Here is a 15004-nt window from a genome sequence, read left to right as displayed (position 1 = left end):
TGGTCTCACGACCCGAGTGTCTGTTCGGCCCGGGCGCGTACCTGTGGATAGGGATAGCCCTCCAGTGCCCCGAACGTGCTCAGCCCGCGTGCCTTGAGCGGCGTAAACACCGGCATGGCCAGCGCGCAGAGGAAATGCGCCAGCCGCTCCGGTGTGGGCGGGCGCTGAAAGTGCGCCTGATGACGCTCAATGAAGGGCTCGGCCACGGCCTCGAAGTCGATCTCCTCAAGGGGGGTGGCCATCGGTGAGATTGGCAGGCGGGCGACATGGCCGTCGCAGACCGAGCAGTGTCCGCACCGCTCGGGTGCGCGCGGATCACCAAAGTGCAGCGCCAGCCGTCGCGACAGACAGGTGTCGGTTTCAAACAGTGCCAGCATGCTGGACAGCCGTTCGATATCGACCTGCTCCCGCTGACAAAAGCCCTCGTGCAGCTCGCGCGCCATGACCGGTGGGTCGATATCGGGCTGGCAGACCTCAAAGACATCCGTCATGCGCTTGCCTTCCAGTACCACCCAGCCCTTGTCCTGAAAGTACTCAAGGGCCGTGATGACGCGGGTGCGTGTGGCATCAATGTCGGCGGCAAGCCCCGCCTGATGAAGACGTTCGAAATCCACCGTGCCCCAGGTGCGGGCGATGGGGATATTGTCGATCACCAGCCGGATGAATTCGGCGCGCTCGCCCTCAAACCTTGCGGCCAGTTCCGAAGGTGCCATCTCGTAGCGCAGGCGATATTCGGCCAGGTAGGTAAAGCGCGGCGCGATCACGCCCTGCATCTCAAGGCGCACCAGCAGGGTCTTGAGCGGCAGCGTGCGAATGTTGCTGTCGCGCGAGAGCGTGTTCATCACCACCGGCCACTGGCGTTCCGACGTCCGGCCTGCGGCCTGAATCTCTTCCAGCACTCGCTGAATGCCTTCGCACTCGGGCGTGTCGCCGTGGGTGAAGTTTTCAAGCACGCCCAGTCCATCACGGCCGGCCAGCATCAAACAGGTCGAGGGCGCACCGTCACGGCCGGCACGGCCAATCTCCTGGCTGTAGTTCTCGATCGATTTTGGCAGATCAAAATGCACGACATTGCGAATGTTGCGCTTGTCGATGCCCATCCCGAAGGCAATGGTGGCGACGATGACCGGCACCTCGCCACGCATGAACTGCTGCTGGATCTCATCGCGCACCTCGGCGGTCAGGCCGGCATGGTAGGCGCGTGCCTGAAGGCCGCGCGCCAGCAGCGCCCGTGCCACGGTCTCGGCACTCTGCTGCAGGGTGACATAGATGATGGTCGGGGCTTTTTGACCTGCCACCTGCTGCGGCGCCAGCCAATGGATCAGCGCATCAACGCGCTGGCCTTGTGCCACCGGTCGCACCTGCAGGTTCAGGTTGGGGCGATAAAAGCCGGTGGTGATGACATCGCTTTCCTCGATGGCAAAGCTTCGCTGCATGTCCTCGATGACGCCGGGCGTGGCCGTGGCCGTCAGCAGCAACACCTGAGGGATATTGAACTCGCGCTGATACTCGGGCAGGCGCAGATAGTCCGGGCGGAAGTTGTGCCCCCACTCGGAGATACAGTGGGCCTCATCGATCACCATCAGCGAGATCGGGATCTGATTGAGAAAGTGGCGAAAGCGTTCGTTGCGCAGCCGCTCGACCGACACCATCAAAATCTTCAGATCACCCTGGCGGGCGCGCGTCATCACCTCGCGCACGGCGTCACGGTCCATGGTCGAGTCGATGCTTTCGGCTGCAATACCGCGGGACTTCAAAAAGGTGAGCTGGTCCTGTATCAGCGCCAGCAGCGGCGAGATCACCAGCGTCAGATGCGGCAAATGCAGGGCTGGCAGCTGATAGCACAGCGACTTGCCGGCACCGGTGGCAAAGATGGCCGCGGCGGAGCGCCCGGCCAGCACCCGTTCGATGACCTGGCCCTGGCCCTCGCGGAAGTGCTCGAGGCCGAACACCGTCTCAAGCGTATAGTGCGCGGGGTCGGTCACGTCATTGGTCATTCGAAGGCTCCGGTCATCACGGGAAGGGACGACAGCCTAACGCCCGGGCGGCGCGCTGTCAGGGGCTTCGTGATGATCTTCCATCGCCCAGGGGGCCTGATCATCATGGGCCGTGGTCTGCACCGGTCTCAGGGCGGCGCCTTCACCTTCGTAACGGGCCGTGCGATAGCTCACGCCATGGCGAACAAGCGGCGGCTCGGGGCCTGTGTGCATGGCAGCGACCCGCTCGACGATGGCGCGGTCGGCCAGCGTCTGGCGGTCCTGCATGCGCAGATGCTGCAGCCAGTTGGGCACCAGAAAGACCTCCTGCCACAGGTCTCGCGCTTCGATATCGCGATACAGCGACCAGCGCTTGGCGCCGTTGCGCAGTCGAAGCCGGCGCAGCGGACGCACCGCACGGGCGAAGTCGCGGACCTGATCGGCACCGATGCGATACTCGATGGTCACCATGACCGAGCCTCGGGCCGGATCAAAATCGAAATCCGGGGCTTCGGTATGAGCCTCCGGTGCCCCCAGGAGGCTGTCGCTGTCCAGCGCCGGCAGGCGCGAGGGCCAGAACATCAACGCCGACACCATCAGCAGCGCCCCGGCCATCAACAGTGACGTCTGTGTACCCAGACTCTCGGCCATGTGGCCCCACATGAATGAGCCCAGTGTGAGTCCGGCATAAAGCGCCGTTTGATAGAGCGCCAGTGCCCGGGCCTTGACCCAGTCTGGCACCAGTACCTGCACGGAAGAGTTGTAGGAGGCGACTGCCGCGATCCAGCAGCTGCCGCCGATGACCAGGGCCGGAAATACTGCCCAGAGTGTACTGGTGCCGCCCAGCAACAGCATCACACTGCCCAGCGCCATGGCTGCTACATTGATCAATCGGCTGCTGCCCAGGCGCCGTCGGGCGCGATTGACCAGCATGCTGGCGGCGATCGCGCCAATGCCCAGTCCGCCCAGCATGTAGCCATACAGCGAGGCGTTGCCGCCAGGATGATCGTGGGCCAGCAGCGGCAGCAGGGCCCAGATGGCACTCGCCGAAATGCCAAAGACGAACGAACGCAGCATGATCAGCCGCGTCACGCTGGAATACTGGGTGAAATGGATGGCGGCCTTGATGCCTTCCCAGAGCCGCTCTGGGGGCAGATGCTTTTCAGGCACCGCGCGTCGCCAGCGCCACAGCGCCCAGATCAGGGTGCAAAAGCACAGGACATTGAGCAGAAAGATCCACGCAGGCCCAAGTGCTGCCAGCAGCATGCCGCCGATGGCCGGGCCAATGGCGCGGGCGGCGTTGTAGTTGACGCTGTTGAGCAGCACGGCGCTGCTGACCAGGTTACGTGGTACCTGCTCATTGACGGCGGCCTGCCAGGCCGGCGTCGTGATGGCCCCACCGACGGAGACACACAGGATCGAGGCGATCAGAAGGGGCGGCGTGAGCATCCCCATGAAAGCGATGACGGTGATAAAGACCCCGCCCAGCACCTCGATAAACAGCCCGAACAGCATCACCCGTCGTCGATCGTAGTTGTCGGCAATCACGCCGGTCACAATCGACATCAGTACCAGAGGCGCGGCGGCAGCCACCTGGATCATGGCGACCATGACGGGGCTTGACTGGGCCGAGGTGACGACCCAGGCCGCGGCCACTGACTGTGCCCAGACCCCCAGGTTGGCGAAGAGGTTGGCGATCCAGATGATGCGAAAGGCAGGGATAGAGAGCGGCGCCCAGGTACTGACGTCCTCCGGACGAGGCGGAATGGCGGTCTTCTCTAATGTCAGGTCACTCTGGCGGGATACAGGCTGCAGCATGAGGCACTCTTTAGTCGGTAGCGTCCGATCAATTCGATAGCATCTGAAACCGGGCCGGGCCGGGCAGAGCTTCATGTTACGCCGTTTCGTGACGACCAACAGGGCATTGCACCGCTTTTTTCGGCCATTTGTCCTGCATCAAAACCGTCCTCGGGGCGCCTGCTAAAGTCGTCGTCAGCCGACCATCAACCGCCGCCCCTGAGCGCCACCAGTCTGCGGAGTGTTCCATGAAAGTCACCCTCTATAGTGCCCAGCCCTACGATGAACGTTTCTTTGAGGAGACCCATCTCGAGGGCTTTGCCGATGAAGCCTTTGAACTGGTCTATCAAACGGCGACGCTGACCCATCAGACCACGGCGCTGGCCGAGGGCAGTGACGCCGTGTGCGTGTTCGTCAATGACGTGCTTGATGCGGTCGTGCTCGAGGCCCTGGCCGGCATGGGGGTGAAGGCCATCGTGCTGCGCTGCGCCGGGTTCAATAACATTGATCTGGACGCCGCCGAGCGCCTCGGGTTCTTCGTGGCGCGGGTACCGGCCTACTCACCCGAAGCGGTGGCCGAGCATGCCCTGGCACTGGCCATGACGCTCAATCGTCATACGCATCGCGCCTTCAACCGGGTGCGGGAAGGCAACTTTGCCCTCGACGGTCTGCTGGGCGTGACCCTGCATGGCAGGACGGTCGGTATTGTCGGCACCGGCCGTATCGGCCTGGCCACGGCGCGTATCTTCAAGGGGCTGGGGTGTCGGGTCCTGGGGAGTGACCCCTTTCCCGCACCAGATTTTGCTGATATCGGCGAGATCGTGGCGCTTGATACCCTGCTGGCCCGCGCTGATATCGTCTCGCTGCACTGCCCGTTGCTTGAGGCCACCCATCACCTGATCAATGACGCCTCGCTTGCCCGCATGAAGCCCGGCGCGATGCTGATCAATACCTCCCGTGGGGCGCTGATCGACACCTGCGCCGTGATCGAGGCGCTCAAGTCGCGCCAGCTCGGGGCGCTGGCCATCGATGTCTACGAGCAGGAGAGTGGGCTGTTTTTCAGGGACCGCTCCTCCGAGATCATTGATGACGATGTGTTCTCGCGTCTCATGACCTTTCCCAACGTGCTGGTGACCGGCCATCAGGGCTTTTTCACGGTCGAGGCCCTGCGCGAAATCGCTCAGGTGACCTTTCAGAACCTGCTCTGCCTGACACGCGGCGTCCACTGTGACAATGCGCTGATCACTCGCTAGGTGAGCGTCTATCCATGGGGCAGGGCCTTGCTACTGGCAGCCAGGCAGGTCATCGCGAGGTCAACGCCCGTGACAGGCGCCCTGTGCCACCTCAAAGGAGAGCCGGATGTGCTCTTCGAGCAGTGCCCGAGCCGCAGAGATATCGCGTGTCATGGCCAGATCGACCAGCTGGGCGTGCTGATCGTTAAGGGTCGCTCGCACCGTGTCGTTGGCGGGGGCCATGCGGCGATAACGGTCGAACTGATCATGCAGTTGTTCAATAAAGCGAAGCAGCCAGGGCGAACCACAGGGCTCGAGAAGATGACGGTGAAACTGTAGATGCATCTGCTCCCAGTGCTCCAGTTTCTCCGGCGCTTCATCGGCGCGCTTGAGCCGGTGAAAGGCCGCCAGCAGGCCGGCTTCCCATTCATCGCCGCCTGACTGAAGCGCCTGGGCCAGCGCCTGCCCCTCGAGCCGCTGACGCAGATCGGTGATGTCGTCGAGTTCACTGCGCTTGAGGGCGGGTACCCGGAAGCCGCGCTGATTTTCCTGCTCAAGAAGGCCGTAGGCGGCCAGACGATTCAGCACTTCCCGCAGAGGACTCAGCCCAACGCCGTAGTACTGCTTCAGTGCCGTGATCGCCAGTTTTTGTCCCGCGGTAAAGCGGCCATCGATCAGGTCGCGCTTCAATAACGCGTATAACTGGCTTGCCGCCGTACTCGCTGCAGGGGCTTCGGTGTTCATAAAGACGGACCTTTTTATGCAGTGGTGCCAACTCACTACCGCGCGATTCCCGGGTAGCCTGCCAACATGGGGCTTGACCTGCAGGAGAATACGACGCCATAGTAAAAAATCGATTTTTTACACTATAAACGATCCATGCGTTTTATCGCAGGCTCTACGGTTTTCAGCGAACCAAATAACAATTCGACGCAGAACAAAATAGAGAACGCCATGCCGCTCGCTTTCGATCACAACAATCCCTTTCCTTCCCGCCGCAGCGCTACCTATGCCAGCCACGGCATGGTGGCGGCCTCTCAACCCCAGGCCAGTCAGGCCGGGCGCGATATTCTGGCCCAGGGCGGCAACGCCATCGATGCCGCCATTGCGACCGCCGCTGTATTAACGGTGGTAGAACCCAGCGGCAACGGTATCGGGGGGGACGCCTTTGCACTGGTCTGGCTGGCGGAAGACACGAAGGGGCGAGGCAGGCTTCATGGGCTTAACGCCAGCGGGCATGCACCGAAGCGCTTGACGCCCGAGGCAGTCAGGGCGGCGGGTCATGGTGAAATGCCTCTGCACGGCTGGACGCCGGTCACCGTTCCCGGTATTCCCGCGGCCTGGGCAGAACTTTCAAGGCAATACGGCCGGCTGGATTTTGCCGCGCTGCTGGCGCCGGCCATTCGTATCGCGCGGGAAGGCTTTCCCGTCTCGCCGGTCATCAGCCAGCTCTGGCAGAGAGCCGAGAAAGAATTTCGCGCCAGAGCGGATGACCCGGCCATTGCCCCCTGGCTTGAGAATTTTGCACCTGAAGGCCATGCGCCGCAGCCAGGCGAGATGTATTGCAACGAGGCGCTGGCGACCACGCTTGAAGCGCTTGCCGAGAGTCACTGCGAGAGTTTCTATCGCGGCGATCTGGCGCAAAGGATCGATGCCTTCTCACGAGAAACGGGCGGCTATCTTCGGGCGGACGATCTGGCCGATTACCAACCCGAGTGGGTCGAGCCGATCTCGGTCAACTACCGCGGCTTCGATGTCTGGGAAATCCCGCCCAACGGTCAGGGCATGGTGGCACTGATGGCCCTGCAGATGATGGAAGGCTTTGATATCACGGTGCGTGACGATCCGCAGCTGCTGCATCGTCAGCTGGAGGCGATGAAACTGGCCTATACCGATGGCCATTATCACATCACTCACGCCGAGCACATGCGCACCAGCGTTGCCTCGTTGTTGAGCGATGCCTACGCGGACACCCGTCGCCGCCTGATCGGTGAGCGCGCCATCGACCCCGAGCCCGGCGAGCCCCGAGCCGGCGGCACCGTTTATCTGGCCACCGCCGACCGCGATGGCAACATGGTGTCCTATATCCAGAGCAATTATCACGGTTTCGGATCTGGCGTGGTCGTGCCGGATACCGGCATTTCGCTGCAAAATCGTGGGCACGGTTTTAGTCTGGAAGCAGACCACGTCAACGTGCTGGCACCCGGCAAGCGTACCTTTCACACCATCATCCCGGGCTTTTTGACCCGGGGCGACAAGGCGCTGGGGCCCTTTGGGGTCATGGGGGGGGTCATGCAGCCCCAGGGACACATGCAGGTCGTCATGAATCTGGTCGATTTCGGACTCAATCCGCAGGCGGCGCTTGATGCACCGCGCTGGCAATGGATGGGAGGTCGCAGGATCGGTATTGAGCCCGGCTATCCGCTGCATGTGATCCGCGAGATGGTTGAGCGCGGTCATCAAATGACGATGGCGGTGGACAGCACGGCCTACGGTCGTGGCCAGATCATCCTTCGTGACCCGCAAAGCGGTGTCTATTGCGGCGGCACCGAGCCGCGCACCGACTCCAGCATTACGGTGCTCTGAACCATGTCTTCGACCCTGACAAGACAGCGTCATCTGTTCATGGCGTTTTTGCGCATCGGCCTGCTCGGGTTCGGCGGTGGGCCGTCGATGATTCCTCTGGTGCATTCTGAAGCGGTCACGCGCTATCAGTGGATGAGCGATGACGAGTTCAGCGACGTGCTGGCCATTGGCAATACGCTGCCCGGCCCGATTGCCACCAAAATGGCCGGCACCATCGGCTACCGGGTTGGCGGCGTGGTGGGGTGCATCAATGCCGTGGTCGCCGTCATCGTGCCGTGCATTCTGGCCATGCTGCTGCTTTTGGGGCTTTTCACGCGCTACCGCGACCAGCGCTGGATTCAGGGCATGAGCGAGGGCGTCGTTCCGGTCGTCATGGTGATGATGGCCCAGCTGACGTGGGACTTCTTTCAGAAATCACGCGCCGTGCTGGGCTGGATCGTGACCCTGATCATGGGCGCGGTCGCCGGCGGCCTGATCTACGGGCTCGATATTCATCCCGGACTGGTGATTGGCGCGGTCCTCATCGCCGCCCTGCTGCGACCGGAGAGAGGGCGCAAGCGCCACGCGGAGGCCGAATCATGATCTATTGGGAGCTGTTTCTGGCGTTTTTCATTCCCAACATCATCGGCTATGGCGGCGGACCGGCGATCATTCCTCTGGTTGAAAACGAGGTTGTCGGCCGCTATGGGTGGCTGACCTCGCAGCAATTTGCAGAGGCGCTGGCGCTCGGCAATACCCTGCCCAGCCCCATTGCCACCAAGATGGCCGGCTATATCGGCCATGATGTGGCGGGTATCGGCGGTGCGCTGGTGGCCACGCTTGCCACCGTTGCGCCCTCGCTGATTCTGATGCTGGTCGCGCTGGGAACGCTGTATCGCTATCGGGACTCGATCAAGGTCAAGTCGATGAGCCAGTGGGTCAGGCCGGTCATCATGGTGCTGATGGGCTATCTCACCTGGTCGTTTCTGAGCGAAGGCGTCGGTGACGCCGGCTGGATTCACACCACGATCATCGCCGCGATCGCCGGCATCATGCTGGTGTGGCTCAGGCTCCATCCGGTCTGGGCCGTGGTCGCCGGGCTGGTGTACGGCGGTCTGTTACTCGGCTGATCAAGGGGAAAACGCCCCGGGTGATGCCGCCGCCCCGTTTTAAAGGCGATACAGGAAAGGCAATACAGGAAAAACAACGATACACCGGCCATAACCACAAAAACGGCCAATAAAAAGCCATCAACACACTGTCAAACCAACAAGACCAATAAGGACAACCCATGTTTTATGACGTCTTTCTCCATGCCACTCGAAAGCGCCTGAGCCGTCTGTTTGTCTCCGGTGCAGCGGTGGTCTCGCTGACGGCTGGCGCAGCCACCTGTCTTGCCACGACTCAATCGGCACAGGCCGACGACTATCCCGATCACGCCATTGAGTTCATTGTGCCCTGGTCGCCGGGCGGCGGCAGCGATGCCCTGATGCGCATCATTTCCAACGCCGCCCAGCAATACCTGGGTCAACCGATGCCTGTGATCAACATGCCCGGCGTTAGTGGCACCATTGGCCTCAAGGAACTCGCGAAGAAATCGCCCGATGGTTATACCCTGGGGCAGATCCATGAAGGTTTGATGGCCTCCCATGCCACCGGCCTGACGTCTCTCAACTGGGATGATTTTCAGCCTGTCGCCTCGCTGGCCTCCTCGCCGCAATATCTCGTGGTCAGCGCTGACAGTGAGTGGACAACCTTCGAGGAGTTCGCCGAATACGCCAGGGCTCACCCCGGCGAAATCCGTGTTGGTTCCACGCTTGGCGGGATCCCCCATGTGCATGCGGCAATGATCGAGGATGCCATTGATGCCAAATTCCGCTATGTCGGCTTTGAAGGGACCGGGGCGCGTATCCGCTCGCTGGTAGGCGGCCATATCGATGCCTCGATAGGCGATATCTCATCGAGCCTTGAGTTCGTCAAAAACGGCGATCTGCGATTTCTGGCCGTGGGCAGCAAGGAGCGCCTCGAGCAGACGCCCGACGTGCCGACCTTCAAGGAACTCGGCTACGACAATCTCAACCTGAGCATTAACCGTGGCATCGTCGCGCCCAGGGGGATCGATCCGGCGAGGGTCGAGACGCTGGCCAGGGGTTTCGAAGCCATGTCCAAAGACCCCGGGTTCATCGAGCGGGTCAACAAGGCAGGCGCAGAAGTCGAGTTCATGGGACCGCAGGCCTACGCCGACTATCTGGCCGATGTCGACGCTACGGTCAAGCGCCTATCAAGCAGGCTGGCCCGATGAGTACCGTCGCCGACAGGGCCTCTCGCGCGACGCGAGAGGCCAGTAGCGAGCGTGGCAAGGCCATCGCCAACATCCTGTTCAACGCAGGGCTTGCGGCGCTGTTCATCGGCCTGTTCGTACAGGCCGGCGATCTGCCGTCCTCCATGTGGGAGCCGCTGGGCGCCGGGTCGTTCCCCCGACTGATACTGGGGGCGCTGGTGCTCTTTAATCTGGCGATCATGTGTCAGTCCATGATGGCGCTGCGACATGCCGACCCGACGGCAAGCGTGGGGGCCGGGCGCTGGTTCATGCAGCGACGGCTGGCCTTTGCCACCCTGGCCGCCTTCTGTGCCTATGCGTTGCTCATGCCCTGGCTTGGCTTCGCACTGTCGTCGTTGCTGTTCCTGCTCGTCGTTCAGATCATTCTGGGGGCTCGAAGCGGACGCCGGCTGCTGGTGGCCTGCGTCATTGCGGTGGTATTCGGCCCCGGCCTTGACGCGCTCTTTGGCCACGTCTTCATGATCCCACTGCCCTCGGGCCGCTTGTGGTAGCTCGACACTCGTCCCCTGGGATCGAGCACTCGAGCACCCATTACTTCAGGATCAACGGCCCCGTGACAACAACACCAATGGGGCAGGAGAGTCTTCCATGCCGATGACCGATGCGCTGCTTGGCAGCGTTGAACAACTGTTTTCGCTGGCGACGCTCGTCAGCATGATGATTGGCGTCATGGCAGGTGTGATCGCCGCCGCCATCCCGGGGTTCACGATCACCATGGCGATTGTGCTGGCACTACCGGTCACGTTCACCATGTCGCCGCTGCAGGGCGTCGCCACGATGCTTGCCGTCTATGTCGGTGGCGGGTCGGGCGGATTGATCAGTGCGGCACTGCTGGGCATTCCCGGTACCCCTTCGGCGGTGGCCACCACCTTTGACGCCTATCCCATGGCGCGCAAGGGCGAACCGGGACGCGCGCTGGCGCTGGGCATCTGGGCATCGTTTTTCGGTGCGCTGATCAGTGCCGTGGTCCTGATTATCGCCGCGCCACCGCTGGCCCTGATTGCCGTCAAACTGGGCCCCTGGGAATATTTCTCGCTGATCCTGTTCGCAGTCACCGTGGTGGCCAGTCTGGTCGGCAAATCGGTGCTCAAGGGATTGATGATGAGCCTGCTGGGGCTTTTCATCGCGACGGTGGGGCCGGACCCGATGATGGGCGTGCCTCGTTTCACCCTTGACGTCGATGTGCTGGCCGCGGGTATCCCGTTTCTGGTGATGTTGATCGGCATCTTTGCGGTCAGCCAGCTGGCCAGCGAAGTCGAAAACCCGACAGAGCTGAAGCAGGGGCAGGCGCTGGTAAGGGGCAAAATGCATTTTCGGCCGTTTGGCGTCATGCGTGAGGTGCTGAGCCGACCCGGAAATCTGCTGCGTTCCTCCATGGTGGGGGTCGTTATCGGCGCCGTCCCCGGCGCGGGCGGCAGCATTGCCAATCTGATCGCCTATGATCAGGCCAAACGCGCCTCAAAAACGCCAGAGCAGTTCGGTACCGGTATTGCCGACGGGGTGGTCGCCTCCGAGTCGGGCAATTCCGCCACGGCCGGTGGCGGATTGATACCGATGATCGCGCTGGGTATTCCCGGCAGTGCGGTCGATGCCGTATTGATGGCGGCGTTGATGGTGCAGGGCGTCAGCGTGGGCCCCAGACTGATCATGAATAATGCCGATCTGGTGTACGGCATGTTTCTGGCGATGTTTCTGGCCGCCGGGATGGTGCTGGTGTTCTGCCTGATCAGCATGCGCTGGTTTGTACGGATCACCGAGATTCCCAAATCGATTATCGTGCCGGTGGTACTGGTCTGCTGTGCGATAGGCGCGCTTGCCCTCAATAACCGGGTCACCGACCTCTACCTGCTGGTGGGCGTCGGGCTGGTGGGGTATCTGCTGGCCAAACTGGATTACCCTTTGGCACCGCTGGTCCTTGGGGTCATTCTGGGGCCCATTGCGGAAACCAATCTGCGCCGCGCTTTGATGGCAGATGAGAACTGGACGCTGTTTTTCACCCGGCCGATCTCGGCCATGCTATTGCTGCTGGCCGTGCTGTCGGTCGCTCTGACGGTCAGGCGACTTCTCAAAAAGCGTCGTACCGCCAGTCCCTGACAAGCATGCGGCCGGAGATGTCCGGCCGACTGTGGTCCTCACGCCTCGCGGCGCTGACGCCGAATCAAAAGCCCCATGGCCGTCAGTGCCAGCGCCGCGACAATCACCGAGAAGGCAATGCCTGCCGCCACCAGCCCGGTCATGGCCGCCGTCACGCCCAGTCCGACCACGGGCAGCGAGATTGCCACGTAGATGACCACGAAGTAGGTCGAGGTGACCTCGCTTTTGCGATCCTTCGGGGAGGCGCCCACAACCTCGCCAAGTCCGGCGCGCAGGGTAATGCCCTGACCGGCGCCCGAAATGGCCGCACCGAGCAGCATCAGCCACAGCGAGGCCAGTCCAATGGCGCTACCCACCACCAGCACGCCCAATGCCAGAATCAGACAGCCACTGACGAGCCTTTGACGCTCGGGAATAAAGCGCATGCACGCCTGGCCCAGCGCCGAGGCGATAAAAAGCGTAATGACCACCACGCCGATCATGGCCAGATTGTCGATCTCGAGAATCCTTTGCACGAAGGAGGGCGCCGCGGCGGTGAAAAACCCCAGCACCGCCGTGCCGGCAAAGCCTGCGATGCCGGCCGGCACGAAGACCCCACGCACCTCATCGGGCACGCCGAGGCGCTGAATGTGAAGCCTGATGCGCTCGGGGCGCTCGACCGTTTCCGGCGCCCACCACACCCCGACCATGGCCAGAGCGCACAGGATAATATGCAGCGCGTAGGGCAGGTGCAGTGGCCAGGCCACGTACTGCGCCAGCACGCCCGCGACCAGCGGCCCGAGTCCCAGCCCCATGACATTGGTCGCGGTCGCGGTCAGCGTCGCGCCCCTTTGCCACTCGGGCGGGGCCTGCTCGATCACCGCCACGGTTGCCGTGCCGGTAAAGATCCCGGCCGACAGGCCCGACAGCAGCCGGCCGATCAAAAGAGGCACCAGCTCGGGGCTCGAAAGAAAGACCAGATCGCTGACCACCGCCAGCCCCAGACCTGCGATCAACAGTCGTCTTCGTCCCAGCTGATCCGACCAGCTGCCAAAGCCGATCAGGGCGGTAATCACCCCTACGGCGTAGGCGGCAAAGATGACCGTAATGATGATCTGGGAATAGTCCATCCGCTGCTGATAGATCGGGTAAAGCGGCGTGGGCAGTGTGGTGCCCAGCATGGCCATCAAAAAAGCGAAGGTGATCAGCAGAAATGAAACACGCCCCGGCGAGCGCTGTGTCGATGTGGCAGATCTGGACATGAAGGGACTCCCTGTTGTGCAGCAAGCCTGGTACAGATCATGGCGCAGGTCGCCTTCATGCCGGGATAAAAAATGGCGCCCGAAGGCGCCATGTGTCAGCAGTTGCCCTTTTTGGCCTGTCCCGGCGGGCAGAAATGGCCGTTGCCGTGGCCATGATGACCATCACCAATGATCACCGCCGGCTCCGGATTGATGCGCGCCGGCTGATAGCTGCAGGCCGCCAGTGTGAACATCAAAAGCGCAGTACAAAGCGTACGAAACAGAGAGGGCATGTCGATATTTTCCTGGCCGATAACGGCTGACATGATGACCTGGTGCCACGGGTTTCAAACGCATGAACAGTTCGCCCATTACCCGTTATTTCCGGTCGCTGGAGTGCCTGCCGGACGCGAAGAGCGCCCAATAAGACTGACCGCGACCATTGCCAGGGTGGCCAGCGGCATGGCGACCAGCACGCTGTTCCAGCCCATCGGTTTGCCCAGGGCGATCTCCCAGATCAGCGTGGCGCCGCCGCCGGTGATCATGGCGGCAAGTGCCCCGGCAGGCGTGGCGCGTGACCACAAAAGCGCGGCCAGAAAGACCGGTGTGATCGCGGCGCCATACATGCCGTAGGAGTACATCTGCATCGCCAGCACGCTTGGGAAAAATGCCCCCAGCACCCAGGCCAGTATCCCCAGGGCCACCACCGTCAGACGATTGGCCAGCAGCGCCCGGTGCGGGGCAATACGCATCTTCAGAAGACCGCCCAGAATGTCCTGGGTCAGGCTTGCCGACGCCGAGAGCAGATAGGAGTTGCCGGTGGTCAGCAACAGCGCCACGATCGAAGCGAGCAGCAGTCCACCCACCACGGTGGGCAGCCCCTGCTGGGCCAGTGTCATCATGGCCGTAGACGGGGTGATATCGGGATAGAGGACGCGGGTTGCGCATACCAGCAGCGTGATCAGCGAAGTACAGGCAATGGAAGCGATCACCAGCCCCATGGCTGCCTTGCGGGCCGTGGCCGGGTCACGCGCGGCAGCAAAGCGCTGGAAGAGGTTCTGATCGCCCAGAATCAGCAGAAACAGCGGCAGGAAATAGCTCAGCGCCTGCCATGGAGAAAGCCCGCCCAGCAGCGACTGCTGCACCTGCGGCAGCGCGGTATACAGCCCGTCGAGCCCGCCCAGCGGTATCAGTACCAGTGGGACAGCCAGCAGCATGCTGCCGAAGATGATCACCGCACTCATGTAGTCGGTATAGGCCACCGAAATCAGCCCGCCCATGGTGGCAAGGCCGATCATGACGGCGGCCGAGATCAGCACGCCCTGCCAGACCGGCAGGCCAAAGGCCAGGTTGAGGGCCTGTCCGGCGCCGGTAAACTGATAGGACACGATGCCCACGTAGGCAAGCAGGATAATCAATGATGCCAGCGTGCGCGCCGTTGGACCGAAGCGGGCCTCGATCAGCCCCGGGATGGTCGTGGCTTCACTGCGGCGCATTTTCGCCGCCAGCAGGAAATAGACCACCAGCGCGGCAATCGGAGTGCCGGCAAAAAAGAAGATGGCCGCCCCGGGACCATATTGAAAGACAAAGCTTGCGCCACCGACAATCGAGCCCGAGCCGACGAAGGTGGCCAGCAGCGTGGCCGTCAGGACCATGGTGGATAGCGAGCGCCCGGCGACGATGAAATCACTGTCGTCGTGTACCTTGCGCCGTGAAAAGTAAAGGCCGATAACCAGCATCAGCGCGATATAGCCCATGACGAACAGTGCGTGCATGGCC

Annotated in this window: 13 protein-coding genes; 7 read left to right on the top strand and 6 right to left on the bottom strand. The window is 62.3% G+C overall.

Annotated elements, in window-relative coordinates:
* Positions 1–5 precede the first annotated feature (5 nt).
* Entirely contained in the window at positions 6–1997 is a 1992-nt protein-coding gene (locus tag Q0931_RS12365) for an ATP-dependent DNA helicase RecQ (RefSeq protein ID WP_299260715.1), read from the bottom strand.
* Between the two features lie 36 nt (positions 1998–2033).
* Positions 2034–3794: an MFS transporter gene (locus Q0931_RS12360; protein WP_299260714.1), complete on the bottom strand. Its 1761-nt coding sequence runs from the start codon at positions 3792–3794 to the stop codon at positions 2034–2036.
* 227 nt (positions 3795–4021) lie between these two features.
* Here Q0931_RS12360 and Q0931_RS12355 point away from each other — a divergent pair, with 227 nt between their 5' ends.
* Positions 4022–5026: a 2-hydroxyacid dehydrogenase gene (locus tag Q0931_RS12355; RefSeq protein WP_299260713.1), complete on the top strand. Its 1005-nt coding sequence runs from the start codon at positions 4022–4024 to the stop codon at positions 5024–5026.
* A gap of 60 nt (positions 5027–5086) precedes the next feature.
* On the opposite strand, the gene Q0931_RS12350 is transcribed toward Q0931_RS12355, so the two are convergent.
* Positions 5087–5749, bottom strand: a complete 663-nt coding sequence (locus tag Q0931_RS12350; RefSeq protein WP_299260712.1) for an FCD domain-containing protein — start codon at positions 5747–5749, stop codon at positions 5087–5089.
* A 210-nt stretch (positions 5750–5959) separates the two neighbouring features.
* Between Q0931_RS12350 and Q0931_RS12345 the strand changes: the two genes are divergently transcribed.
* The 6 genes from Q0931_RS12345 to Q0931_RS12320 all read left to right on the top strand — a co-directional run bounded on the left by Q0931_RS12345 (position 5960) and on the right by Q0931_RS12320 (position 12005).
* A complete protein-coding gene (locus Q0931_RS12345; RefSeq protein WP_299260711.1) occupies positions 5960–7591 on the top strand; it encodes a gamma-glutamyltransferase family protein in 1632 nt (543 codons plus the stop codon).
* 3 nt (positions 7592–7594) lie between these two features.
* The gene (locus Q0931_RS12340) at positions 7595–8173 is read left to right on the top strand and encodes a chromate transporter (protein WP_299260710.1); all 579 of its coding nucleotides are present in this window, start codon (positions 7595–7597) and stop codon (positions 8171–8173) included.
* Positions 8170–8700, top strand: coding sequence for a chromate transporter (locus tag Q0931_RS12335; RefSeq protein WP_299260709.1), 531 nt, complete (start codon positions 8170–8172; stop codon positions 8698–8700). The genes Q0931_RS12340 and Q0931_RS12335 overlap by 4 nt, the downstream gene beginning before the upstream one ends.
* Positions 8701–8861: 161 nt before the next feature.
* Positions 8862–9872: a tripartite tricarboxylate transporter substrate binding protein gene (locus Q0931_RS12330; protein WP_299260708.1), complete on the top strand. Its 1011-nt coding sequence runs from the start codon at positions 8862–8864 to the stop codon at positions 9870–9872.
* Positions 9869–10402 carry a tripartite tricarboxylate transporter TctB family protein gene (locus tag Q0931_RS12325; RefSeq protein WP_299260707.1) on the top strand — a complete coding sequence of 178 codons (534 nt, stop codon included), beginning with the start codon at positions 9869–9871 and terminating at the stop codon, positions 10400–10402. The genes Q0931_RS12330 and Q0931_RS12325 overlap by 4 nt, the downstream gene beginning before the upstream one ends.
* Positions 10403–10499: 97 nt before the next feature.
* The gene (locus Q0931_RS12320) at positions 10500–12005 is read left to right on the top strand and encodes a tripartite tricarboxylate transporter permease (protein ID WP_299260705.1); all 1506 of its coding nucleotides are present in this window, start codon (positions 10500–10502) and stop codon (positions 12003–12005) included.
* Between the two features lie 38 nt (positions 12006–12043).
* On the opposite strand, the gene Q0931_RS12315 is transcribed toward Q0931_RS12320, so the two are convergent.
* The 3 genes from Q0931_RS12315 to Q0931_RS12305 form a co-directional block, all read right to left on the bottom strand.
* Positions 12044–13246: an MFS transporter gene (locus Q0931_RS12315; RefSeq protein ID WP_299260703.1), complete on the bottom strand. Its 1203-nt coding sequence runs from the start codon at positions 13244–13246 to the stop codon at positions 12044–12046.
* 95 nt (positions 13247–13341) lie between these two features.
* Positions 13342–13518 (bottom strand): hypothetical protein, encoded by a 177-nt coding sequence (locus tag Q0931_RS12310; protein ID WP_299260701.1) that lies wholly within the window; start codon positions 13516–13518, stop codon positions 13342–13344.
* 78 nt (positions 13519–13596) lie between these two features.
* On the bottom strand, positions 13597–15000 hold the full coding sequence (locus Q0931_RS12305; RefSeq protein WP_299260699.1) for a sodium:solute symporter: 1404 nt from the start codon (positions 14998–15000) through the stop codon (positions 13597–13599).
* Between the last annotated feature and the right edge of the window lie 4 nt (positions 15001–15004).

The organism is uncultured Kushneria sp. (assembly GCF_947497025.1).
In the GTDB taxonomy this organism is placed as follows: domain Bacteria; phylum Pseudomonadota; class Gammaproteobacteria; order Pseudomonadales; family Halomonadaceae; genus Kushneria.
Note: the sequence above shows the minus strand (reverse complement) of the source record. Positions and strands in the feature narration are given on the sequence as shown.